This window comes from Pseudomonas sp. GV105 (assembly GCF_003058185.1).
Taxonomy (GTDB): Bacteria; Pseudomonadota; Gammaproteobacteria; order Pseudomonadales; family Pseudomonadaceae; genus Aquipseudomonas; species Aquipseudomonas veronii.
This window is the reverse complement of record NZ_QBUF01000004.1, coordinates 272,404-293,929: the sequence shown is the minus strand read 5'-3', so window position 1 is coordinate 293,929 and position 21,526 is coordinate 272,404. Positions and strand designations below refer to the sequence as shown.

20 protein-coding genes and 1 pseudogene are annotated in these 21,526 nt (G+C 60.6%); 7 read left to right on the top strand and 14 right to left on the bottom strand.

Features of this window, described 5'->3' with window-relative positions:
* Positions 1–30 precede the first annotated feature (30 nt).
* The 6 genes from C8K66_RS09815 to C8K66_RS09790 all read right to left on the bottom strand — a co-directional run bounded on the left by C8K66_RS09815 (position 31) and on the right by C8K66_RS09790 (position 6,412).
* A complete protein-coding gene (locus C8K66_RS09815) occupies positions 31–708 on the bottom strand; it encodes a phenylalanine--tRNA ligase beta subunit-related protein (RefSeq protein WP_017845285.1) in 678 nt (225 codons plus the stop codon).
* Positions 709–712: 4 nt separating this feature from the next.
* Positions 713–1,930 carry an ATP-grasp domain-containing protein gene (locus tag C8K66_RS09810; protein WP_108524725.1) on the bottom strand — a complete coding sequence of 406 codons (1,218 nt, stop codon included), beginning with the start codon at positions 1,928–1,930 and terminating at the stop codon, positions 713–715.
* A gap of 11 nt (positions 1,931–1,941) precedes the next feature.
* The gene (locus C8K66_RS09805) at positions 1,942–3,123 is read right to left on the bottom strand and encodes a hypothetical protein (protein WP_057003839.1); all 1,182 of its coding nucleotides are present in this window, start codon (positions 3,121–3,123) and stop codon (positions 1,942–1,944) included.
* An 8-nt stretch (positions 3,124–3,131) separates the two neighbouring features.
* Entirely contained in the window at positions 3,132–3,446 is a 315-nt protein-coding gene (locus tag C8K66_RS09800; RefSeq protein ID WP_017845288.1) for a Rieske 2Fe-2S domain-containing protein, read from the bottom strand.
* 12 nt (positions 3,447–3,458) lie between these two features.
* Positions 3,459–4,682, bottom strand: coding sequence for an iron-containing redox enzyme family protein (locus C8K66_RS09795; RefSeq protein ID WP_256590916.1), 1,224 nt, complete (start codon positions 4,680–4,682; stop codon positions 3,459–3,461).
* Between the two features lie 440 nt (positions 4,683–5,122).
* Positions 5,123–6,412 (bottom strand): mechanosensitive ion channel family protein, encoded by a 1,290-nt coding sequence (locus C8K66_RS09790; protein ID WP_108524721.1) that lies wholly within the window; start codon positions 6,410–6,412, stop codon positions 5,123–5,125.
* A 193-nt stretch (positions 6,413–6,605) separates the two neighbouring features.
* Between C8K66_RS09790 and C8K66_RS09785 the strand changes: the two genes are divergently transcribed.
* Together C8K66_RS09785 and C8K66_RS09780 are read left to right on the top strand one after the other, a co-directional pair.
* Positions 6,606–7,952: a DEAD/DEAH box helicase gene (locus tag C8K66_RS09785; RefSeq protein ID WP_017845291.1), complete on the top strand. Its 1,347-nt coding sequence runs from the start codon at positions 6,606–6,608 to the stop codon at positions 7,950–7,952.
* A 214-nt stretch (positions 7,953–8,166) separates the two neighbouring features.
* A complete protein-coding gene (locus C8K66_RS09780; protein ID WP_046382471.1) occupies positions 8,167–8,556 on the top strand; it encodes a hypothetical protein in 390 nt (129 codons plus the stop codon).
* Between the two features lie 32 nt (positions 8,557–8,588).
* Here C8K66_RS09780 and C8K66_RS09775 read toward each other — a convergent pair whose 3' ends face one another.
* From C8K66_RS09775 to C8K66_RS09765, 3 genes are all read right to left on the bottom strand, one after another.
* On the bottom strand, positions 8,589–9,455 hold the full coding sequence (locus tag C8K66_RS09775) for a DUF6279 family lipoprotein (protein WP_108524719.1): 867 nt from the start codon (positions 9,453–9,455) through the stop codon (positions 8,589–8,591).
* A 66-nt stretch (positions 9,456–9,521) separates the two neighbouring features.
* Complete coding sequence (locus C8K66_RS09770) at positions 9,522–10,244, bottom strand: TorF family putative porin (RefSeq protein ID WP_046382473.1); 723 nt, start codon at positions 10,242–10,244, stop codon at positions 9,522–9,524.
* A gap of 207 nt (positions 10,245–10,451) precedes the next feature.
* A complete protein-coding gene (locus C8K66_RS09765) occupies positions 10,452–10,631 on the bottom strand; it encodes a hypothetical protein (protein ID WP_003193095.1) in 180 nt (59 codons plus the stop codon).
* Positions 10,632–10,953: 322 nt separating this feature from the next.
* On the opposite strand from C8K66_RS09765, the gene C8K66_RS09760 reads away from it, so the two are divergent.
* A complete protein-coding gene (locus tag C8K66_RS09760) occupies positions 10,954–11,790 on the top strand; it encodes a S1 RNA-binding domain-containing protein (protein ID WP_028617391.1) in 837 nt (278 codons plus the stop codon).
* A gap of 372 nt (positions 11,791–12,162) precedes the next feature.
* Entirely contained in the window at positions 12,163–13,605 is a 1,443-nt protein-coding gene (locus tag C8K66_RS09755) for an NCS1 family nucleobase:cation symporter-1 (RefSeq protein ID WP_079444480.1), read from the top strand.
* On the opposite strand, the gene C8K66_RS09750 is transcribed toward C8K66_RS09755, so the two are convergent.
* Positions 13,517–14,734: a YbfB/YjiJ family MFS transporter gene (locus C8K66_RS09750; RefSeq protein WP_057003841.1), complete on the bottom strand. Its 1,218-nt coding sequence runs from the start codon at positions 14,732–14,734 to the stop codon at positions 13,517–13,519. The two genes, C8K66_RS09755 and C8K66_RS09750, sit on opposite strands and share 89 nt — an antisense overlap.
* A gap of 105 nt (positions 14,735–14,839) precedes the next feature.
* Here C8K66_RS09750 and C8K66_RS09745 point away from each other — a divergent pair, with 105 nt between their 5' ends.
* Complete coding sequence (locus C8K66_RS09745) at positions 14,840–15,733, top strand: LysR family transcriptional regulator (RefSeq protein WP_017845298.1); 894 nt, start codon at positions 14,840–14,842, stop codon at positions 15,731–15,733.
* 139 nt (positions 15,734–15,872) lie between these two features.
* Positions 15,873–15,995, top strand: a complete 123-nt coding sequence (locus tag C8K66_RS31235; protein ID WP_017737772.1) for a PA1414 family protein — start codon at positions 15,873–15,875, stop codon at positions 15,993–15,995.
* A 159-nt stretch (positions 15,996–16,154) separates the two neighbouring features.
* Here C8K66_RS31235 and C8K66_RS09740 read toward each other — a convergent pair whose 3' ends face one another.
* From C8K66_RS09740 to speB, 4 genes and pseudogenes are all read right to left on the bottom strand, one after another.
* The gene (locus tag C8K66_RS09740) at positions 16,155–17,537 is read right to left on the bottom strand and encodes a sodium:solute symporter (RefSeq protein ID WP_017845299.1); all 1,383 of its coding nucleotides are present in this window, start codon (positions 17,535–17,537) and stop codon (positions 16,155–16,157) included.
* A gap of 34 nt (positions 17,538–17,571) precedes the next feature.
* Positions 17,572–19,083: pseudogene (locus C8K66_RS09735) on the bottom strand (cytosine permease).
* A 21-nt stretch (positions 19,084–19,104) separates the two neighbouring features.
* Complete coding sequence (locus C8K66_RS09730) at positions 19,105–19,527, bottom strand: nuclear transport factor 2 family protein (protein ID WP_108524717.1); 423 nt, start codon at positions 19,525–19,527, stop codon at positions 19,105–19,107.
* Positions 19,527–20,477: an agmatinase gene (gene speB / locus C8K66_RS09725; protein ID WP_017845302.1), complete on the bottom strand. Its 951-nt coding sequence runs from the start codon at positions 20,475–20,477 to the stop codon at positions 19,527–19,529. The genes C8K66_RS09730 and speB overlap by 1 nt, the downstream gene beginning before the upstream one ends.
* A gap of 149 nt (positions 20,478–20,626) precedes the next feature.
* On the opposite strand from speB, the gene C8K66_RS09720 reads away from it, so the two are divergent.
* Entirely contained in the window at positions 20,627–21,520 is an 894-nt protein-coding gene (locus tag C8K66_RS09720; RefSeq protein WP_017845303.1) for a LysR family transcriptional regulator, read from the top strand.
* The last annotated feature ends 6 nt before the right edge of the window (positions 21,521–21,526 follow it).

The window sequence follows — 21,526 nt, the reverse complement described above, 5'->3', positions numbered from 1 at the left end:
TGTTCCGGCAGCGGCTACGCGGTTCCAGCCTCAGGCGTGATCGTGTACGGTCTCGAGAAAGTGATGACTCAAGGCCGGCATTCGCTGGCGCAGGGTGTCGACGAACTCTTCGATGACGGCCTGGTTGAAGGCCAACGGCGTATCGTCGTGCCCCAGCACCACCACCAGCAGGCTCGACGAGTCCTTCGTCAGCCTGAAGTCATGGGCGTCGGCGTCGACCTTGCCGATGCTCGCCAGGGGCACGTCACCGCAGGTATAGACGATATCGCCCGCTGGAATCGTAATCTCCTTCTTGGCGAACAGCGGGCGGAAAGCCCTGGGCGCCTCCGAGCGCATGACGTAGATGTCGTCCCGCCGATGGTAGGTGTGTACGCCGATGCTGACCCCATGCCGGATCGCCACGGCGTTATAGGCATCGACGATGTTGTTGATGGGGTATACGCCCTTGGCGATGAAGCGCCGCAACAGTTTCTCGTTGGCGCTCACCGTGTTTTCGTAGCCGAGCTTCTTGAGTTGCTTGGCAAAGCCTTCGTAAATGACGTTGGAGTCCAGCTCGTTGAGGTGGGACGCAACGTGATTCAGGTTGCTTTGCAGGACACTGACGAAGCTCTGGTCGTCCGACACGGTAATGTCTTCGATAACCGCCGCGCACGCGTTGTTGATGCCCAGATCACTGGCTGACTTTCGGATGATCAAACGACTTTTCATGGTCTTAACACCACAGCTGTTTACGTAGATTGGCGCTGCTGATGTCCAGTTGCGGCGCCGAGAGGTGTTGCAGCCAGAACAGCCCCGGACAGGTGGCGAAGTCGATCGTGACCGGCGTGGTGTCGCCCGGGCGGATGAAGTAGCGGTGGCCGCAATAGGCCTCGTCCTCCGTTACGCTCTGCAGGGCCTGCGGCGAGGGTGCGGCGAAGGTGCGTTGTTCGTCGGAGCAGAAGAACCCGATCCGACCGTGGCTGATCTGGCTGACCGCATCGGCGCGCGGGCGTGGGCGGCCGAGGTAGCTGTCGATGGCCAGCGAGAGCAAATCCGGGTGATACACCTGTTGAAACAGCAGCGGTGCGATGCCGCCATGCAAGCGGCCGCCGGCTTCAATCATCACCGGGCCGTGGGCAGACCAGATGATCTCCATATGAATCGGGCCGACCTCGATGCTCAGCGCCGCGGCCGCCTGGCGGGCATAGTCGGTCAGCGGTTGCAGGTCTTCGGCGCGGGGGTCGAGGGTGTCCAGGCTTTCGTAGACAAACATGCTGCCGTTTCTCTGGACCTTGGTGTACCTGCACACCGAGGCAATGATGTACACGCCGTCAAAGGCGACCATATCCACCACATATTCCGGGCCCGACACGAACGGCTGCACGATGAAACCGAGGTTGATTTCCCCCAGGTCGTTTTTGCGCTGCCAGGCCGCAGTGTCCAAGGCGCTCTTGACGCCGGCCCGGCCTTGGGCAAACACCACGCCTTCGGTGGCGGCGGAATTGAGCGGCTTGACCACGTAGGTGGTCTTGTCGTCCAGCGTGGCAACCACCTCTGCAATGCGCGTCGGTGAGCTCAGCAGTTGCGATTCGATGTTCGCCAGCCCGTGTTTTTTCAGGGCGTGCTGCATGGAGAACTTGTTGCGACGCAGGTCGCTGGTGACGCGGCTGTTGCCGGGAACGCGCAGGACTTCGGTGAGGTAGTCGGTCAGGTAGATCGCGGTTTCGCAACCGGCGATCACGGCGCTCAGTGACAGCGGTTCGAGGATCTCCAGCAAACCCTCTTCCCAGTGGTAGACCGCCTCGAAGTTTTCCCTGATCAGGTCATCGGTGAAATGCGCGGGCAAGCTGTCGGTGGAAATCACGGCAAAGCACCTCACGCCCTGAGCCTTGAGCAAGGGCGCGTAGAGTTTACCTGTGGAGAACGGGTCAACGATCAGTACGGTTTCCAAAGCAGGTACTCCTATTTTGTGGTGGCGGTGGCCGCGACGGCAGGGGTGAGGTTCCACGCCAGTACGGCAGCGGCCAACAGCGCGGCGGAGACGATCATCAGCACGCGCGCACCTTCGAGGCCGAGGAAGCTTGTGGTGGTGAAGAACGTCAGGATCATCGGCGCCGAGCCACTGACCAGCAGGTAGTAGAGCGAGCTTTTGGCGGCGATCACGTCGGCGATCCGTGCGTTGGGCGCCGACTCGATCAGGGTTTTACGCAATTGGATGCGCAGGCTGTTGATGCAGAAACCCAGCAGGAAAGCGGCGGCCATCATCACGTAGAGGTTATGGAAATAGACGATTGCCACGTCGGCCAGGATCACCAGCAGGATCGCGCTGTAGCTGTTGAGCTTGATCCGTGGCAGCACCGCGGCACTGAACGCACCGAGGCCCGCCAGGCCGCTGGCGACGCCAAACAGGGTGGCGTTCCATTCGTTGAGCTTCTGGAACACGATCGGCACCAGGCTGTTGAAGGCGCCGATATGGAAGCCGATCATGCTCAACACGATGATCAGGATGTACAGGTTGCGCGGCAACTGTAGGGACTGCGCCGTGTGGGTGTCGACGACTTGCTCGGTGGCGTCGGCGGTGGGCGTGGCCGCGACAAAAAGAATCGCCGCCAACGACAGGATCGCCCCCAGGCTGATGATCTGCAGGGTCTGGTTGACCGTGAACACATCCACAATCACCCCGCCCAGCAGCGCACCGCCAAAGGCCCCGATCTGGATGGAGGTTTGCATCAAGCGCGCCGAGGTGTCGCTGTTGGTCAGCCCGGCCAGCACCAGCTTGGTGTTTTTCGATTCCAGGGTACTGATGGTGAAGTAGTCGGTGACCCCCACCACGAAGGCAATCGCCAGGAAGCCGATCGGCAACAGCGCCGCGTCGGTAAAGGACAGCCCCAGTACGGCGGCGAACGCGGTCAGGCGAATGTACAACAGCCGTTTCATGCTCAGTTCAATGGTGAAGAACCGGCCGATGTACTGCTCGCACAGATACGGCACCACGGTCGCCACGCATAAGGTGGCGCCCACCAGGAAGGTCGAGCCGGTGGTCTCCAGGCCGAACCAGACCATGGCAATCACAATCGCCATGTCCAGGCCGGTGAAGAGGGTCACGATCGAGTAAAACGCAGCAAGGGTCGATTTATTATTCATGGGCACCATCAGTCGTAACGAGAGAGTTTAAGGAGAGGCACGCACCGCTCGGTGTCACCAATGACGGTGCTGATCTGGTTTCTGACGCGAACGGTGGGCAGCGACTTCTTTTCCAGGTTGCAGACCTTGTAGGCGTTGTCGTGCCAGGGGCAGATCACGCTTTGCCCGTCACCCGTCACTTCCCCCATGTGCAGCGGGCCGCCGCGATGGGGGCAGGCGGTCGGCAGCAGTTGAGTCGAATGTGCATGGCGCTTGAGAAAGTAGGTTTTCCCTTCCACCGCCACATAGTGGGTATGGCTGAGGTTCAGGCTGATGGCTTTCATGGGGCGGCGTCCTCAAATGGCCGTGACGGTGTAAGTGCAGGACGGGCTGACGACGCGGGTGCCATGCAGCATGCCCTTGGGAATCACCACGCCTTCCCCGGCCTTGAGGCGCACGCTCAGTTCGGGGCTGGCGACGAAATCCAGCTCGCCGGACTCGACCCAGAACAGCTCGTCGTTGGGGTGGGTATGCAGCACCGAAAGCTCGTGTTCAGGCTCGGTGATCGTCAGGTCCACTGGCTTGCGGCCTTGGAGGGCGCTGGCTTGGGCACGGTGTTCGTCCAACTCGTCATGCCACTTGATATGGGCATACAGCTCTTCGTCGGCGATGTCCTGCAGTAAGCGGAACTCCTCGAAACCGCGGATAAGGTCGGGGATGATCGCGTTGCCGAACTGCTTGATCATCGGCAGGATCAGGCGTTGCAGGGCCATTCTTCCGTGATGCACATCGATGTGTGAGTGCTCGTCGAAGTATTCGGTGGAGACGGTGCCGTTGAAGATGGTCTTGATGGCGCGCGACTGATGCTGGGTGGTCAGGGCCAGCGTGGCTTCGGTGTAGTACATGGCGCCGATATAGCGGAACAGCTCGCCATGGTTGGCCGACACGTAGTGGAAGTAGTTGGTGAGCGACAGCGAGGCCGGGGTATAGAACTGCCAGTAGTGATGCACGTGATGGGACATGTCCATGTCTTTGAGCATGTCTTCAAAAATGGTGCTGTGCTTTTTCTTGTCGATGCCGTAGCCGTATTCGTCGATCAGGATCTTGAACAGCTCGCTGGTGTACACGCCGCTGTTGCCCAGCACATTGCGCGCCATGGCCGAGGCTTCACTGAGGAAGTCGCCGGCGCATTGCGTCATGAAGAACCGCGCGGCACGTTCGGGATGGCGGCTGGTGGTCAGGACCTCATGGAGTTTTGAGTCGGAGCGGGCCACATCGTCCAAGACCTTGTCGGTGTGGGCGACAAAGGCGTCCAGGCACCAGGGGCCGTTGATGTGCACCTCTTCCTTGAGCCAGTTGTAGAGGTAGTGCTCCAATAACGGACGAATCTTTTTACCCGACGCGGCATGCAATGGGTCATAAAAGTCCTTGAATACCTTGAGATCCAGCGCCATGGGCGGCTTGGGTAAAAAGACCAAGTCTTGCTCATAGATATTCAATAATAAACGTTGCGCCAAAAGATGCTGGCTGTGTGAGAGTTGCTCGCTTGTCAGGCAACTGCTGATAATCGAATCGGTCACGTCCTGCGGCCTTGAAGGCCGCTGGTAGGGGCTGTCGGTATAAAAGTCGCGAGGTTGAGAAAAGGCAGTTGCACCGCAGTAATGAGTCAATGCTTCCGCATCCGAACTTAATACAAAGTGTGCCGCATCATCTGAAAGCTTAGTTGTCCATAACATAAGTAACGCCTTCTCACAGAGTTGTTCGATGGCCAGATGCTATAGCTTTGGTTTTTCTAAAAACAGATTAAAAACCGGGTGCCTGAATAGTGAAATTCACTAAACGTATAGGTAGAGTTTTCTTAGTTGCGGCGTCGGTTTGATTTTGCCGCGTGCGGCAACTAGACATGTTCCTCGGCTATTTACCGAGTTGGCCTGGCCTGTAGCGCAAGGCCTGATTGGGCGCGGGGGCGTGTGGTGATTCGACCGGCGAGGGGCACGCGAGCCCCGCGCCGTCTGCCTTGTCAGCGCTCCAGCGCTTGGGCGGTCGTGGTGTTCTGCGTAATTGCGAACAGCCCGCTGCGCAGGTCCGTGCCGCTCGGCTGTTGATACAGGCTCAAGCCGAATTCTGGCAGCACCGCCAGCAGGTAGTCGAAGATATCCCCTTGAATCCGCTCGTAATCCGACCACGCCGTGGTGCGGGTGAAGCAGTAGATTTCCAGCGGCACGCCCTGGGCGGTGGTCTGCATCTGACGCACCATGCAGGTCATGTTCGGCTGGATGTCCGGGTGGCTTTTCAGGTAAGCCAGGGCATACGCGCGGAAGGTGCCGAGGTTGGTCATGCGCCGGCGGTTGGCCGACAACTGCGCGCTTTGGCCCTGGGCTTCGTTCCAGGCCTTGAGTTCGGCCTGCTTGCGGCTGATGTAGTCGGTGAGCAGGTGGACCTGGGTCATGCGGACTTCTTCATCGTCGCGCAGGAAGCGCACGGCGCTGGCATCGATAAACAGGCTGCGCTTGATCCGACGCCCGCCTGACGCCTGCATGCCGCGCCAGTTCTTGAACGACTCGGACATCAGGCGCCAGGTCGGAATCGAGACGATGGTCTTGTCGAAATTCTGCACCTTGACCGTGTGCAAGGTGATGTCCACCACGTCACCGTCCGCGCCGACCTGGGGCATTTCGATCCAGTCGCCGACCCGCAGCATGTCGTTGCTGGTCAACTGCACGCTGGCGACGAACGACAGCAAGGTGTCCTTGTAGACCAACAAGATAACCGCCGACATCGCACCCAGGCCGGACAGCAGCAACAGCGGCGAGCGGTCGATCAGGGTGGCGACGATGATGATCGCGCCAAACACGAACAGAATCATCTTCGCCAACTGCACATAGCCCTTGATCGAGCGGGTACGTGCATGTTCGGTGCGCGCATAGATGTCCAGCAGGGCGTTGAGCAGCGCGCTCATGGCCAGCACCACGAACAGGATGGTGAACGCCAACGCCACGTTGCCGATGAACAGCGTTGCGGTCTTGCTCAGGTCCGGCACCAGGTGCAGGCCGAACTGGATCACCAGCGATGGGGTCATCTGCGCCAGGCGGTGGAAGACTTTGTTGTGGCGCAAGTCGTTGAGCCAGTGCAGGGCCGGTTGCCGGCCGAGCAATTTGACCGCATGCAGAATGAGGTAACGCGCCACCCGTCCGAGCAACAGTGCCACCACCAACAACACCAGCAAGCCCAGGCTGGAATGCAGCAGCGGGTGTTCATCGAGGGCGTTCCAAAGGTCTTTGACGTTGAGCCAGAGCTGTTTGATATCCATGGGTGAAACCGATTCTTCTGTAAGACAAGACCGGTCGATTAGAGCATTTAAGAGCAGCTACATTGGCGTTACAGACAAACGCCTTAACAAAAAAGCAGCTGATTAGCCCTGTTCGCGTAAAGAAACTCGGTTTGGACGCTCGAAACCGTTACCCTATGCAGCTGATATTTTGTATTTCTTCGAGGTAGCACCCGTGTTTTCCCAATTCGCCCTGCACGAACGCCTGCTCAAAGCCGTGGCCGAGCTTAAATTTGTCGAGCCTACGCCTGTGCAGGCAGCGGCCATCCCGCTCGCGCTCGAAGGGCGTGACCTGCGGGTGACGGCTCAAACCGGGAGTGGCAAGACGGCCGCTTTCGTCCTGCCTATTCTTAACCGCCTGATCGGCCCGGCCAAAGTCCGCGTCAGCATCAAGACCCTGATCCTGCTGCCGACCCGCGAGCTGGCCCAGCAGACCCTGAAAGAAGTCGAACGTTTCTCGCAGTTCACCTTCATCAAGTCCGGCCTGATCACCGGCGGCGAAGACTTCAAGGTCCAGGCCGCCATGCTGCGCAAGGTCCCGGACATCCTTATCGGCACCCCGGGCCGCATGATCGAGCAACTCAACGCTGGCAACCTCGACCTCAAGGAAGTCGAAGTGCTGGTGCTCGACGAAGCCGACCGCATGCTCGACATGGGCTTTGCCGATGACGTGCAGCGCCTGGTGGCCGAGTGCGTGAATCGTCAGCAGACCATGCTGTTCTCCGCCACCACCGGCGGTTCGACCCTGCGCGACATGGTTGCCAAGGTCCTGAACAACCCCGAGCACCTGCAGGTCAACAACGTCAGCGACCTGAACGCGACCACGCGCCAGCAGATCATCACCGCTGACCATAACGTCCACAAAGAACAGATCCTCAACTGGCTGTTGGCCAACGAGACCTATCAGAAGGCCATCGTGTTCACCAACACCCGCGCTGCGGCTGATCGCATCTACGGCCGCCTGGTGGCGCAGGACTACAAAGCGTTCGTCCTGCACGGCGAGAAAGACCAGAAGGACCGCAAGCTGGCAATCGACCGCCTCAAGCAAGGCGGGGTGAAGATCCTGGTCGCCACCGACGTCGCCGCGCGCGGCCTGGACGTCGACGGCCTGGACATGGTCATCAACTTCGACATGCCCCGCAGCGGCGACGAATACGTCCACCGTATCGGTCGCACCGGGCGTGCTGGCAACGATGGCCTGGCGATCTCACTGATCTGCCACGGTGACTGGAACCTGATGTCGAGCATCGAGCGCTATCTCAAGCAGTCGTTCGAGCGCCGCACCATCAAGGAAGTCAAAGGCACCTACACCGGGCCGAAGAAGGTCAAGGCTTCGGGCAAGGCCGTAGGCGTGAAGAAGAAAAAAGTCGACGGCAAGGGTGACAAGAAGAAGGCCGGCGCCAAGTCGCCGACCAAGCGCAAGATCGCCAACCGGCCGAAGACCGACAACCTGTCGTTGGTCAGCAAGGACGGCATGGCGCCGCTCAAGCGCCGCAAGCCAGAAGCACCGGCTGCCGAATAAGGCTGGGCCGCGATAAAAAAACCGGACGCTGTCCGGTTTTTTTTTGCCTGCGGTTTTTTGCCTTGGCCGCAGCTTCTTTCCGCCCAGTTGAGGCGGCGAACGTCTGGAAAGTACACAGAAGTGACGCCTGTCCATTCGGCTGAACGGCCGCTGACGAGACGTGTCCCAACTCTGAACGGGCTGCTTTTCCTTTTGGCCCGCAGGAGGAATCAGGATGACGACTTACAACTGGGATCTGATCGAACGGCTGTTGCATGAAGTGCAGAATGGCGAGGGCAGCTTTGCCCCGCGTAAGTACGCCGAGCAGGAGGCCGCCGAGAAGGTCATGGCGGGCGAGTCCACCGGCAATCTGGATGTGTTGAAAAAAACCGCTGCGGATTACGAGGCGCTGTTGCTCAAGCGCGGGTTTATCGAGTCGCGGCCCGAGGACGAGGGTGGTAATGGTGAGAACTTTATCCTGACGCCACGAGGAGCCCAATTGCTGGCGTTGATCGACAGCTCGATACCGGGCCACGCTCACCCGCGTCAGGTGCTCGATGAGCAGGCGGATGCGCTGGAACCGGCGACGTTCGACGACGTGGCGTCCAAGGCGGCGATTGCCTGAAGGGCCTGTGGGCGCGATGTTGCTCCCACGTTCTACTCTGCGGCGGCGTTGAGGCATTTGAGCGCCTTGAAATCGCTGCGCACGCCCGCGATTTTGTGCGTCAATTTCTGGCGTTGTTGTACGCTGCTTTGCGCCATTAGATCCACGATCAGGCTGCGCGCCGCTGTTTCCGTCTGGGCATCGGCCTGCCGATATTCCGGGGTCCATGCGCGTTCGCGGTCCACCAACAATTGTTGCATTTTCTGCGCAAAGTCAGGGTCGTGGCGTTGTTGCACAGCGTCGATGAACTGCGCCTGCCAGCGGGCGCGGTTGTCGATCCACTGTTGGTTCTGGTCACCCAGCTCCGCAGACCAGGCCACCACCCGTTGCTGCTGGCTGGCGCTGAGCGGCCCGATCCACGCATCGAGGCGCTTGCTCATGCGCTCGGCACGCGCCTGGATCTGTCGCGGCAGGGGCGGTTTCAGGTATTCGTCCTGGCGCTTGCGCAGGTCTTTGGCCAGGGCGTCGTTCATGTCCTTGACCTGCTGGTCGTCCAGCCCGCGCAGCAAGTGGACCGCCGACGGTGTGATCGCGCGCGCGATCTCGCTCACCGCCTGTTTGGCTTCGTCGGTACGGCTCTGCAAGGCGTTGTCGCTGACCTGATGGTTGTCGACCATCTGTTGCAGGCGGTCGAGCCAGTCCAGATAACCCGGTAACTGCGTGGTGCAATGCCAGGCCAGGTGTTGCTGGAGGGTGTCGTTGAACCAGCGTTTCTGCCCGGCATTCATGTCCAGGTAGTCACTGAGGGTCCACGGGATGATCACGTCGAGATTGCGGTAGGCCAAACCCACGCGGTTGCAGCCGCCAAGCACCAGGCTCAGGATCACGAATGGCAGCAGAAAATTGAGCCGGCTCAGCATGGGCGGGTCCTTGCGCAGAGGGGGTTAATGCATGTGAACCCGCGCTGGGTGCGACAGTTCAGCCCATCAATAAAACGTCCGCGCTGCCTTCAAGGTCAACAGCCCATCGCATTGCGAATTGTGTCCGGAGTAGGCCGAGCAGTCGCCGCCGTTGAGGCTGGAGTCGCTGTAGATCAAGTCAAGGTCAACGCCCATCCACGCCCGTGAGAATTGCACCGACCAGTCGCTGAAACTGCGGATCGAACCGCCGTCCACCGAGACCGGGCTGCCCAGTTGATGCGTGGTGTACTTCATGCTGACGCCGATGCCGAACGGCTGTGTGCCGCCAAGGTCGGCGAACAGGGTGCTGTCCTGGCGGTCGGGGTCGTTGCTGAAGGACGCGCCGAAGCGATTGCCCAGCAGGTTCAGGCCGCCATAGAACTCCTGGCTGTCAAGGGGGCTGAGCGAGGGATAGCTGTAGTGGATCAACCCTACTTCGTAGCCGAGCGTCTGGTCGAAGGGGTGTTTGAACCCCATGTACGAGTCGATTTCAAGGTTGCTCGCCGAAGACAGGCCCATGTTCGGTGAGAACTGGCCGACGTACAGGCCGCTGTCGTGGCTCAGGTCGAGGCCGCCGTGGAAGGCGTCGCTGCCCGGCGATGTCGGCTTGACCAGGCCCTGGGCCATGCTGCGGCTGGGCGTGGTGCCCAGTTTCAGATCGAAGTCGCCCAATTCGCGCTGGAAAATCTGCGCTTCGGCCAAAGGGCTGGCGGCGAGGGCGGCGATCAGGAAAATACAGGTTTTGAGCATGCTTCACTCCATGAAAAGCGAGGAGCAGTAACGGAAGGTATCAGGCAGATGCCCGTGCTAGACGTGTGCAAGCATACCGGCGAATGCCAGGCGGTGAGGTCCGTTGGTCGATTTTGTGTCGCGGGAGAAGCAATGGGGTGTTTCGGGCTCTAGTCCTAGCGCCTTGCTGGCAAGACGCTTAGGGACCAGGTGTGTTGCGCGGTCAGCTTACTTTTTGCCCAGGCTGATCTGCTTGGACGGGCCGAAAGTCTGGCCGCTGACGCCCTTGGCAATCTGCTGGATTTCGCCACCGGACTTGAGGAACGCAGCGATCTGGCTGTTGATCGACTCGCTGGTTTCGACGGCGGGAGCTGGCTTTGCTTTGCTGTTGGATGCTTTTACGCGCATGGCGGCCACTAACCTGTAGAAAATTAACTTGGCCAGGCATCGTACAGGAAATGCTTGACAATTGCTTGGTAAATATCCCCTTGTATTTGGTGCGCTGGCTGAAACCGGCAAAGTTCGTCGTCGAAATAAGCCTCTAACTTACTGTTTTAACTCGAAACCACGCGGTCTGTCGGGCGCCGCCGGCGCGGCGGAATTCAGCCGATTGATCAGACGAGCGGGGCGGTGCCGGTAGAATGCTATGCGAACCCGCGAATTTTCAGGCGTGCGCGCGTGCCGGACGCAACTCGGGTAGAATGCCGCCCACGCAATGAGGGTATTGGAAATGGCTTTAGTCGGGCGCTACAACAGCTTGCAAGTGGTTAAACACACTAACTTTGGTTTGTACCTGGATGGTGCGCAAGACGGTGAAATCCTCTTGCCTAATCGGTATATCCCCAAAGATATTCCCAGTGAAGATGAAGACTGGCTTAACGTATTCATTTATCTGGACAGCGATGACAAACTTATCGCCACCACTGAAAAACCAAAAGTTCAAGTTGGCGAATTTGCCAGTTTGAAAGTTGTGGAAGTCAACAGCATCGGTGTCTTCCTCGATTGGGGCTTGCCCAAGGATCTGTTGCTGCCGTATTCGGAAGAAAAGCGTCAATTGACCGCTGGCGAATATTGCGTGGTGCATGTCTATCTCGACAAGCACACCAAGCGCATCACCGCCACCGCGCGCCTTGACCGCTACCTGGACAAGACGCCCGCCAACTACCAGGTTGGCCAGGAAGTCGACCTGCTGGTGGCCGAGGCCACGGACATGGGCTTCAAGGCGATCATCAACAACAAGCACTGGGGCCTGATCCACAAGAACGAAGTGTTCAAGTTCCTGCGCCCGGGCAAGGAAGAGAAAGGCTTTATCAAGGAAATCCGCGCCGACGGCAATATCAGCCTGAGCCTGCAACCGGTCGGCCAGGAAGCGGCTTCCAGCCTCAACTCGAAGATCCTCGCCAAGTTGCGCGAAAACAACGGCAGCCTGCCGGTCAGCGATAAAAGCGACCCGGCGGTGATCAGCAACTTGTTCGGCGTCAGCAAAGGCAACTTCAAGAAGGCCATTGGTGCGCTCTACAAGCAGGGCCAGATTGTGATTCATGCCGATCGCATTGAACTGAGCTGAGTGCGGTTTGCTCTTCTGTAGGAGCGAATCGCTCCTACAGAAGCTGTGCCGATGCCCCGTAAATCCTTGTTCTGTCGGCCTACGGCGCAGATGACCTGAGCAACTTGAACACATTCCTCAGCGCCGCCTAGTGCGCAGTCAGGCACCTGTGTGCACAACGGGTGTGCAAGTGATTGTGTACAGGATTAAGGCGTGCACCGTTGCTGAGCGGTATACACCGATCTAACTCTCGATACATCCTTTGGTACCCCGCCCCGTGGGGATTGTGTGCCATTGGCACGCATTCTGCTGACTCTTTCGTATACAAACCGCGCCGCCTTCCGTATGCATCCCGTTACGGCAGCGCAGGCGGGTATTTCGAGGAGCCAAGCGATGACCGAACAATTGCCCAAAGGCTACAGCCCGCGCCTGTACAACCAGGACCTGGGCCCACTGCCGCAGAAGTGGACCTGGTACAACATCTTTGCCTTCTGGATGAGCGACGTACACAGCGTCGGCGGCTATGTCTTCGCCGCCAGCCTGTTCGCCCTCGGGCTGGCCAGTTGGCAGGTGCTGATTGCGTTGCTCGCGGGTATTTGCATCGTGCAATTGATCGCTAACCTGGTGGCCAGGCCGAGCCAGCAAGCGGCTGTACCGTACCCGGTGATCTGCCGACTGGCGTTTGGTGTGTTCGGTGCGAATATTCCGGCGGTGATACGCGGCTTGATCGCGGTGGCGTGGTACGGGATTCAGACGTATCTGGCGTCGAGTGCGCTGATCATCGTGGTGCTGCGCTTTTTCCCACAGATGGCCGTGTATGCAGAGCCGCACTTCGCGGGCCTGTCCTACCTGGGCTGGTTTGGTTTCCTCAGCTTGTGGGTGTTGCAGGCGGCCGTATTCTGGGCGGGCATGGAGTCTATCCGGCGCTTTATCGACTGGGCCGGGCCAGTGGTCTATGCGGTGATGTTCGCCTTGGCCGGCTGGATCGTGTGGAAGGCGGGCTGGGCGAATATCAGCTTTACCCTGGCGGAAAAGTCCTTGTCGGGCTGGCAGGCTTTTGGCCAGGTGATTGTGGCGACGGCGTTGGTGGTGTCGTACTTTTCCGGGCCGACGCTGAACTTCGGCGATTTCAGCCGCTACTGTCGCAGCATGCAGGATGTGCGTCGCGGTAATTTCTGGGGGCTGCCGGTGAATTTCCTGGCGTTCTCCCTGGTGACCGTGGTGATCGTCTCGGGCACCTTGCCGGTATTCGGTGAAATGCTCCACGACCCGATCGCCACCGTGTCGCGTATCGACAACAGCATGGCCGTGTTGCTGGGCGCCTTTGCCTTTGTCACGGCCACGATCGGCATCAATATCGTCGCCAACTTCGTGTCCCCGGCGTTCGACTTCGCCAACGTTGCGCCGAGCAAAATCAGCTGGCGCGCCGGCGGCATGATTGCAGCGGTGGCTTCAGTCTTTATCACCCCGTGGAACCTGTTCAACAACCCGCTGATGATCCACTACACCCTGGACATCCTCGCCGCGTTTATCGGGCCGTTGTTCGGGATTTTGCTGGTGGACTTCTACCTGATCAAAAAACAGCAGATCGACGTGGATGCGCTGTTCGATGACAGCCCGAGCGGGCGTTATTACTTCGACGGCGGCGTGAACTGGACGGCGGTCAAGGCTCTGTTGCCGGCGACGCTGGTGGGTGTCGCGATCACGTTCACCCCGGCCTTGCAGGGCATGGCCAACTTCGCCTGGTTCACCGGTTGCTTCCTGGGTGGGCTGTTTTTCCTGGTGCTCGCTCGGCGCGAACAGGCTCGCGTGCCAACGCCGCTGATGGCTGGCTGACTGCCGCGGCCGGGCGCAGCAACAGCGCGCCGGCCAATAACAACCCGCAACCGGCGATCACCAGCGCCGGTTGCAGGCCGCCGCTCAGGTGGCTGCTCACCGACGCGAGCAATGGGCCGCTCAGTTGTCCGATGGCAAAGCTCGCGGTCAGCACCCCAGTGCTGCGCTGGTAGCCGTGGGGCGCCACCTCGCGCAAGCGTGCCATCACCAACTGCATACACGCCAGAAACGGTGCGCCGCAGAGCAATACGCCCAGCGCCAGGCCCCAGCCGTTGCCGAGCAAGCAGGTAAATACGCCCGCCGCTTGCAACCATAAGGTTGTCATCAGCCAGCGGCGGGTTGTGTTCGCGGCCTTGCGGCGCAGGCTCGCCACGACCACCCCGAGCGCAGCCGCCAGGCCAAAGCATGGCCAGAACAGGTCTGCCTGCCAGGCGCCCTTGAACTGCGCGCTGGCCATCTGGGACAGAAAGGTCGCCGGGATGATGTAGCCGAGGCCGTAGAGGAAATAAACCCAACCCAGGTGCGCGATGCTCGCATTGCTGCTCGCGTCGCTGACGGGCGTGTCAGTGACGCTCGGTTGAGGCAGGAAAGGCAGGATCGCCAGCAGCATCAGCAGCGCCACCCCGCCGTAGACCAGCCACAGTGTTGCGGAGCTTTGTCCCAGCAGGTTCGAACCCAGCGCGAGCAGGCCGGTCAACAGAATCCCCAGGCCCGGCCCGGCAAACACCAGGGCGCCCAAGCGCGGCCGCCCGGCGGCAATCGCCAGCGGTTGGCTGAGGCTGGTGATCATCACCAGCGCCCAGGCGCTGGCCACGCCGGTGCCGAAGCGCAACAGCAGGTGCGGCCAGAACCCATGGGCCCAGTACGACGCCAGGGTCAGCAGCACGCACAACCACAACCCGCCGTACAAGCGACCGCGTACAGGGTGATGGCTGCGCGCGAAAATCGAATCCACCGCACCGACGAAGTAGCCCAGGTAGTTGGCGGCGGCGATCAGCCCGGCACCGGTCAGATCAATCTGCCCCTCGCTGAGCAGATGTGGCATTTGCGGGGTGAGGGCGAAGCGGCCAATGCCCATGGCCATCATCAGGGCGATAAAGCTGGCGAGGAGGCGAGTCAACGGCGACATGTGCAAGGTTTCCTGCGGGAAAGCGAATGACGTGCAGGCTAAGGTGGATTGACTTTCTGTAAAAATGAATAATAGTGAGAAACTTGTTCAGTTTTGGAGAAAGGTATGGAGTTCAGTCAATTGCGCATTTTCCAGGCCGTGGCGGAAGAGGGCTCCATCACCCGCGCTGCCGAGCGCTTGCACCGCGTGCCATCGAACCTGTCGACCCGGCTCAGGCAGATGGAGGAGCAACTGGGCGTCGAGTTGTTCGTTCGTGAACGTCAACGCCTGCAGCTTTCCCCTGCGGGCAAAGTGTTGCTGGACTACAGCACCCGTCTGCTGGCGCTGCACGACGAAGCCCACGGTGCCGTGCAAGGCGGGCAACCGGCCGGTGACTTTGTGCTGGGCAGCATGTACAGCACCGCCGCGATTCACTTACCGAAACTGTTGGCGCGCTATCACAAGGCGTATCCGATGGTGAATCTGCAGGTGCAATCGGCGCCCAGCGGCGAGCTGCTCGAAGGCTTGATCACCGGGCGTCTCGACGCGGCGCTGGTCGACGGCCCGCTGACTATCGCGTCCCTGGACGGTGTGCCCTTGTGCGACGAAAAGCTGATGCTGATTTGCGAAGCCGACCACCCGCCAGTACTCGGCCCCCAGGATGTTGCCGGCCGTGCGGTGTTCACCTTCCGACGCAGTTGTTCCTATCGCCGACGTTTGGAGACGTGGTTTTCCCACGAGCACGTGGCGATGGGCCGTGCCATTGAGATCGAGTCTTATCAAGGCATGCTCGCCTGCGTGATCGCCGGTTCCGGCGTGGCCTTGATGTCCGAATCCATGCTCGACAGCCTGCCAGGCAAGGACAGCGTGTCCGTTCATCCCCTATCTGAGCCTTTTGCCACTGCGACCACCTGGCTGATGTGGCGAAAGGGTATGCTCGGCGCTAATCTCAACGCATGGATCGAACTGCAGCGCGAAGGCCAGGCAGGGTTCCTGCAAGATAGCCGGGCGATCGCCTGACCGATCTGTCGTATTTGCATGAATTTGGTAATAGTTCGTTGTGGTTTCGTTCATGCAATGTGTAGGAGTTAGGGCTACTATTTGTAGGAAGAGGCGAAAGAATTTCCGCCGACCCGCACTACCCTCAAAGGGGGCAATCATGAAAGAGAAAATCCAAACCTGGCTCCACGACCTTGGCGTTGCGCTGGGCCTGATCGAGCCCCCGCTGCAGCCGGTGCCCATTCGCACGGATGATGAGCAGCGTCGTCCACGTCGGCGTTGAACCGCAGTCGTCGGAACACCGCAGAATCTGTGTAGGAACGGGCTTGTGTGGGAGCAAGCAAACCCGCCCTCGCGATGCTTGGTACGCCACGCAAAAAAAAACGAGTGCGACATCCGACGTCGCACCCGCTGAAGAAAACCTGATTTCCCGCGTGCTTGTTCAGGCGGCTCGCGCCGGTTCCGTTTCAGGCCGGCGCGACAACAGGCTCACCCCGACAAAACTCACCAACGCCACCGCCAGGCTGTAGTAGATCGGCGTGTTCGCGTCCAAGCCGTCCTTGAACATGAACACCAACGCCGTCACGAAGCCGAGGGTCATGGACGTAATCGCCCCCGAAGTCGTCGCGCGCTTCCAGAAAATCGCCCCGATCAGCGGGATCAGCATGCCGCCCACCAACAGGTTGTAAGCCAGGGTCAGGGCACTGATCACATCGTTCACCACCAGCGCGATGCCCAGCACCGCGATACCGGTCAGCAGGGTGAACAGACGGTTGATGTTCAGGCTCGACTGCTTGCCGCCGCGCAAACGTGGCAGCAGGTCCTCGGTCAACACGGTGGACGCCGCCAGCAAGCCGGCGCTGGCCGTCGACATCATCGCCGCCAACGCCGCCGCAATCACCAACCCACGAATGCCATCGGGCAGCGACACTTTGACGATCGCGGCGAACGCGTTGTTGACGTTATCCAGATCGGGAATCAGCACATGGGCCGCCATGCCGATCAACGCACAGGCCAGGCCGTAGAGAATGCAGTAGAAACCGGCGAAAGTGCCTGCGTACTGGGCGACCTTTTCGTCACGGGCGGTGAACACCCGTTGCCAGATGTCCTGGCCGATCAGGATGCCGAAAAAGTAGATCATGAAGTAGGTGATGATCGTGTCCCAGCCGATCGCGGTGAAGCTGAAGTTCGACGCCGGCAGCTTGGCCACCAGTTCGTCCCAGCCGCCGACGCGGTACAGGCAGATCGGCAGCAGGATAAACATCAGGCCGACGGTCTTGATCACGAACTGCACGATGTCGGTCAAGGTCAGCGACCACATGCCGCCGATGGTCGAGTACATCACCACCACGCCACCGCCGAGCAGCACCGAAATCCAGAAGGGCAGGCCGAACAGCACCTGCAGCACGGTGCCGATGGCCAGGATCGAGGTCACACCGATCATCAGCGCGTAGGCCAGCATGATCACCGCGCTCGCCTGGCGGGCCATGGGGTTGTAGCGCTTTTCCAAGACCTGGGTGACGGTGAAGATTTTCAGCTTCAGCAACGGCTTGGCCAGGAACAGGTTCAGCGCGATGATCCCCATGCCCAGCGCGGCGCACAGCCAGAAGCCGGAGATGCCGTGGACATACCCCAGGCGCACGGTGCCGACGGTGGACGCGCCGCCCAATACCGTGGCGGCCATGGTGCCCATGTACAGCGACGGGCCGAGATTGCGCCCGGCGACCAGGTAGTCTTCGTGGGTCTTGGCGCGGCGCATGCCGTAATAGCCGAGCACGAGCATGCCGGCGGCGTAGATGAGTACGACGAATAAATCCAAAGCCATGACGGCGGGTCTCCGATTATCTTTTTTATGGAAATCAGGCGGCTTTTTGCAGCGCCGGTTCAGCGTGCACGTCCGTGCGTTCGCTGCGTGGATCGGTAGGGCCGTACACGGCAGCCGGTTCCGGGAACAGGCGCAGCAAGCTCAGGTACACCACTGAGGCCAGCCCCAATGTCACCGGCAGGCTGATATCGATGCCCTCGGCGAGGTTGCCCAATGGCCCGACAAACTGCCCCGGCAGGTTGACGAAGCACAGCCCCACCAACGCGCTCGGAATCCAGGCCCCCAGGCCGCGCCAGTTCCAGCCGTGGCTGAACCAGTAGCGCCCGCCGCGTTCGCCGCGGGTAAATACCTGCAGGTCGTCCGGGCAGTAGAAGCCGCGACGCACGATCAGGCCGATGATCATCATCACCATCTACGGGGTGGTGCAGGTGATGATCAGCACCGCGAAGGTCGACACGCTCTGCACCAGGTTGGCGGCGAAACGTCCGATAAAGATGAAGGCGATAGACATCACCCCGATCAGCAGCGTGGCCTTGACCCGCGACAGCAGGCGCGGGAACACGCTGGACATGTCCAACCCCGTGCCATACAGCGACGTGGTGCCGGTGGACATGCCGCCGATCACCGCGATCAGGCACACCGGCAGGAAGAACCAGCTCGGCGCCACCGCCAGCAGACCGCCGACGTAGTTGTTGGCCGCGATGTAGTCCGGTGCCCTGACCGCGACGATGGTCGCGGTGGCCAAGCCGAACAGGAACGGGATCAAGGTGGCGATCTGTGCCGCGACCACCGCCAGCATGATGCGAATTTTCGGCGTTTCACGCGGGATGTAGCGCGACCAGTCACCGAGGAACGCGCCGAAGGAGATCGGGTTGCTCATGGCCACCAGCGCCGCACCGATAAACGCGGCCCAGAAACCGCTCTGGCCGAGGGCCACGCTGCCGGCGAAGTGGCTGTCGAAGGTCGGCGCGAACGCGAAGATCCCCAGCAGAAACAGCAGGCTCGCCGCCCACACCGCGATGCGGTTGACCCACAGCATGAAGCGAAAGCCGTAGATACAGACCGTCAGCACCAGGATGGCAAACACGCCGTAGGCCAGGCCCAGGGTCAGGTCGGTTTCCGGCAGGCCGATCAGCCGCTTCGCACCGCCGACCAGCGCATCGCCCGAACTCCACACCGACAGTGAGAAGAAGGCAATCGCCGTCAGCAATGACAGAAACGAGCCGACGATCCGCCCGTGGACACCGAAGTGCGCCCCGGACGACACAGCATTGTTGGTGCCATTGATCGGCCCGAACAGGCCCATGGGCGCCAGGATCAGCGCACCCACCAGCACGCCCAGCACAATCGCCCAGACACCGGCCTGGAACGACAGGCCGAACAGCACCGGAAAGGCACCCAACACCGCTGTGGCAAAGGTATTGGCACCGCCGAAGATCAGGCGAAACAGATCCTTGGGCCCGGCGGTACGTTCATGGTCCGGGATCTGTTCGACCCCGTTGGTTTCTATCTTGCGAATACTGTTTTCGTTGTTTTTATTATTCATGATCAGCTCCGATCACATTGGCTAAGGGGGCGGCAGCCCTTCCGGCATAGCGGACAAATGTTCGTGACAGGCCAGCCACAGGCCTTGTTTTTGTTGTACGTCCAACCCTTGCCGTCTGAAGACAATGGTCTCGCGTTCCTGGCTATTGAATTGCTCCCCGTTCATGCGCAGCTCGGTGGCCACGTCATGCATAAAAATCGCCACATCACCCTGCAGGCTGACAACGGCGTTGCTCGAGACGCAGGACAGCACCTCGAACCCCTCGTCCCGGCGCCAGCTGTCCCACAATGCCTGGTAGGCATCGCGACTGAGCAGCGGCTGGGGCAGGGTGTAGAACACGAAGCTGGCATCGGCGCTGAACGCGCCGAAGTAAGCCTCGCGGTCGTTGCGTGCGAAGGCCGACACTAGGTTGGCCGCCGCTTTCAACACCTCATGGGTGCTCATCAGCGGTGCGCCACGCCGGGCAGTACGCAGAGCATTTCGTACAGCAGGTTGGCGCCCAGCAACGAGGTGTTGCCGGTGGTGTCGTAAGGCGGCGAAACTTCTACCAGATCGCAACCAATCAGGTCGAGGCCCTGGCAGCCACGGATGATTTCGATCGCCTGGATAGTGGTCAGCCCGCCGATTTCCGGGGTGCCGGTGCCGGGCGCCCAGGCCGGGTCGATGCCGTCGATGTCAAAGCTCAGGTACACCGGGCCGCCACCGACTTTTTCGCGCACTTCGGCCATCAACGGCGCGAGGGAGTGGTGCCAGCATTCTTCGGCCTGCACCACGCGAAAGCCTTGCTTGCGGCTCCAGTTGAAGTCTTCGGCGGTGTAGCCCTGGGCGCGCAGGCCGATCTGTACCACGCGGTCGCAATCGAGCAGGCCTTCTTCCACTGCGCGGCGGAAGGTGGTGCCGTGGGCGATCTTCTCGCCGAACATGTGGTCGTTGACGTCGGCATGGGCATCGATGTGGACCAGCCCGACCTTGCCGTGCTTTTTGTGGATCGCCCGCAGGATCGGCAGGGTGATGGTGTGGTCGCCGCCCAGGGTCATGGGGATGACGTTGTGTTCGAGGATCTCGTCGTAGGCTTCTTCAATGATCCGCACGGCGTCGAGCAGGTTGAAGGTGTTGATCGCCACGTCGCCGATATCGGCCACCGACAGCGAATCGAACGGCGCGGCACCGGTGGCCATGTTGTACGGGCGGATCATCACCGATTCGGCGCGGATTTCCCGGGGGCCGAAGCGGGTGCCGGCGCGCAGCGAGGTGCCGATGTCCAGCGGCACGCCGATAAAGGCCGCATCCAGGCCCTTGGCCGATTGCAAATGGGGAAGACGCATCATGGTGGCGATGCCGGCGAAGCGCGGCATTTCGTTGCCGCCCAGTGGTTGGTGGAAAATCTTGTCCACGGGATTGCCTCATCGTGTTGTGTTTATTAGCGGCCGATTCTGCGAAAAGCCCGGAGTGGGAAGAATCGGCAGAGGCAAATACTTAGTTCAGATTTTTCTAAACTAATGCCGGCAGGTAGACTACTGCGATCACCTCCCCGGAGCCGACCATGGCCAACGCCTTGCCTGACCTGAAACTCCTGCGCATCTTCGTCAGCGTCGTGCGCCACCAGGGGTTCGCCAATGCGCAGCACGAGCTCAACCTGTCGACCTCGGCGATCAGCACCTATATGAGCCAGCTCGAATCGGCGTTGGGTCTGGTGCTGTGCCACCGTGGCCGGGGCGGGTTCAGCCTGACCAGCAAGGGCGAGTTGTTCCATCAGGAGACTCTGCGGCTACTGGGCGAACTGGAAGGTTTCGAGCAATACGCCGCCGCGCTCAAAGGCGAGCTGCGCGGCACGCTCAAGCTCGGCGTGCTCGACTCCACCGTCAGCGACAAGGCCCTGCCGTTCGCCGAGGTGATCGGCGCCTACAGCCTGGAACACCCGGCGGTGCACCTGCATTTGTCGGTGCTGAGCCCTTACGAACTGCAACTGGGTGTGCAGGACAACCGCCTGGACCTGGCCATCGGCGCGTTCTCCAACCGCATGAGCGGGCTGATCTACATGCCGCTGTACCGTGAACAACACTGGTTGTATTGCAGCACCCGGCACCCGCTGTTCAATGAGCGGCGCATCCCCGAGCAGGTGATCACCCAGCAGCGCATGGTCGGGCGCGGCTACTGGAGCCAGGCGGAACTGGCGCGCCACGGCTTCAAGCACAGCGCCGCCACCGTGGAAAGTATGGAGGCGCAACTGATCCTGGTGCTGTCCGGCGCCTACATCGGCTACCTGCCCGAACACTACGCCCAGGCCTGGGCCGACAAGGGCGACCTGCGCGTGCTGCTGCCGGCGACCTTCGGCTACCAGGCGCCGTTCTCGATGATCATGCGCCGTGGCCGTAGCCGCGAGCCGCTGATCCAGACGTTTCGCGACTTGCTCAAAACCCAGCTCAACCAGGCCTGAAAAACC

Excerpts from the sequence above, each read along its gene's own strand:
- C8K66_RS09730 (WP_108524717.1), bottom strand. The coding sequence starts at position 19,527 with ATGAGCACCCATGAGGTGTTGAAAGCGGCGGCCAACCTAGTGTCGGCC.
- C8K66_RS09805 (WP_057003839.1), bottom strand. The coding sequence starts at position 3,123 with ATGAATAATAAATCGACCCTTGCTGCGTTTTACTCGATCGTGACCCTC.
- C8K66_RS09790 (WP_108524721.1), bottom strand. The coding sequence starts at position 6,412 with ATGGATATCAAACAGCTCTGGCTCAACGTCAAAGACCTTTGGAACGCC.
- C8K66_RS09755 (WP_079444480.1), top strand. The coding sequence starts at position 12,163 with ATGACCGAACAATTGCCCAAAGGCTACAGCCCGCGCCTGTACAACCAG.
- C8K66_RS09765 (WP_003193095.1), bottom strand. The coding sequence starts at position 10,631 with ATGCGCGTAAAAGCATCCAACAGCAAAGCAAAGCCAGCTCCCGCCGTC.
- C8K66_RS09775 (WP_108524719.1), bottom strand. The coding sequence starts at position 9,455 with ATGCTGAGCCGGCTCAATTTTCTGCTGCCATTCGTGATCCTGAGCCTG.
- C8K66_RS31235 (WP_017737772.1), top strand. The coding sequence starts at position 15,873 with ATGAAAGAGAAAATCCAAACCTGGCTCCACGACCTTGGCGTTGCGCTG.
- C8K66_RS09780 (WP_046382471.1), top strand. The coding sequence starts at position 8,167 with ATGACGACTTACAACTGGGATCTGATCGAACGGCTGTTGCATGAAGTG.
- C8K66_RS09750 (WP_057003841.1), bottom strand. The coding sequence starts at position 14,734 with ATGTCGCCGTTGACTCGCCTCCTCGCCAGCTTTATCGCCCTGATGATG.
- C8K66_RS09815 (WP_017845285.1), bottom strand. The coding sequence starts at position 708 with ATGAAAAGTCGTTTGATCATCCGAAAGTCAGCCAGTGATCTGGGCATC.
- C8K66_RS09745 (WP_017845298.1), top strand. The coding sequence starts at position 14,840 with ATGGAGTTCAGTCAATTGCGCATTTTCCAGGCCGTGGCGGAAGAGGGC.
- C8K66_RS09770 (WP_046382473.1), bottom strand. The coding sequence starts at position 10,244 with ATGCTCAAAACCTGTATTTTCCTGATCGCCGCCCTCGCCGCCAGCCCT.
- C8K66_RS09800 (WP_017845288.1), bottom strand. The coding sequence starts at position 3,446 with ATGAAAGCCATCAGCCTGAACCTCAGCCATACCCACTATGTGGCGGTG.
- C8K66_RS09720 (WP_017845303.1), top strand. The coding sequence starts at position 20,627 with ATGGCCAACGCCTTGCCTGACCTGAAACTCCTGCGCATCTTCGTCAGC.
- C8K66_RS09740 (WP_017845299.1), bottom strand. The coding sequence starts at position 17,537 with ATGGCTTTGGATTTATTCGTCGTACTCATCTACGCCGCCGGCATGCTC.
- C8K66_RS09760 (WP_028617391.1), top strand. The coding sequence starts at position 10,954 with ATGGCTTTAGTCGGGCGCTACAACAGCTTGCAAGTGGTTAAACACACT.